This is a genomic window from Natronincola peptidivorans (assembly GCF_900111615.1).
GTDB classification, from domain to species: domain Bacteria; phylum Bacillota; class Clostridia; order Peptostreptococcales; family Natronincolaceae; genus Natronincola_A; species Natronincola_A peptidivorans.
On sequence record NZ_FOHU01000055.1, the window covers coordinates 1 to 1,338 of the forward strand.

The 1,338-nt window shown below is 41.0% G+C and carries 1 protein-coding gene; it reads left to right on the forward strand.

The genetic code is table 11. From position 1 onward, the window contains the following. Positions 1–1,338 (forward strand): Ig-like domain-containing protein (locus tag BMX10_RS17700; RefSeq protein ID WP_139176509.1); only part of this gene is annotated, 1,338 nt, incomplete at both ends.

Sequence of the window (1,338 nt, forward strand, 5' to 3'; positions counted from 1 at the left end):
GGGTTAGAAATCATTATCTCAGAAGCAGCCGCTGGAGAAGCAATCATACTAGAAGGAAGCTTTGATAGTATAACAATTGAAGCAGACGATGTAAACATAGTAACTCAAGGAGAAACCAATATAGAGGAAGTTGTAGTAAAAGAAGGAGTTAAAGGTGCTGCAATAAGCTTAGGAAATGATACTATCATCACCAAGCTAGTGGCAGATGCAAGGATAGGAGTAGAAGGTGAAGGAACCATAATAGAGGCATCGGGAGAAGAGGTTAGGAATTCTACCTTTGCAAAAGACCCAGAGAGAATGATCACCCCAATGGCACCATCTATCGGCGGTGGAGGTGGAGGCAGTAGTGGAGGTGGCACACCGTCAACAGTAGCAGTAAGTGCTATTACAGTCAGCCCAACAACATTGACATTAACAGCAGGAGGAGCAACGAGTACAATAACAGCAACAGTGAGCCCTGAAAATGCTACAAACAAAAATGTAGTATGGTTATCAAGTAATCCAGCTGTAGCAAATGTAGATGGTGGAGTAGTAACACCGGTAGCAGAAGGTACTGTGATCATCACAGCAACATCAGCTGCAGATGGAACCAAAAGTGCTACATCCGTTGTAACAGTAAATGCGGCAGTAAACAATGAACCCCAAATGACAGCATCGCCGACACAGGTAACTGTTGAAAGTGGTTTTAATCAAACTTTCACATTGACAATAGAAAATGATACAGTTACAAATGCTGTTTATACAGAATATATTTTACTAGGCGGAGTTTTTGCAGAGATGAACCTAGGCGACATTGACAGAAGTAACGATACTACAGTCACGGCAGCAGTATATGGAAATCTAACAAATACAGGAATAGGAAAAATTACCTTAGATGCAGATGCTTTAGTGAACAGTGAAAGTAATTTGACGGTAAGTGTGACCGTGGTTGAAGGTACAGTAGGTGCTATTACCGTTACAGGCAATGCTGTGGTTGGAGCAACACTGACAGCAGAAACTAATCCAGATACTGCAACTGGCAGTTATCAGTGGCAGTCTAATAATAATGGAGATTGGGTAAATATTGGTACAGATTCAAACACATATACTATTGATGTAGAAGATGTAGGAAATGCTATTAGGGTGGTATTTGAAGCGTTTGGAAACTACACTGGGGAAGTGAAAAGTGATGCTGTAGGTCCAGTAGTTCCCGAAGGTCCAAATAACGGCACGGATGATGGAGAGTTCTTTGTAGATGCAGTAAAAGATAAAGTTACAATAGTAAACGGAGATGGAGATATAGATGGTTATACAGCACATGTCTATGTAGATGGCACATTAGTAGAATCAGAAACATTA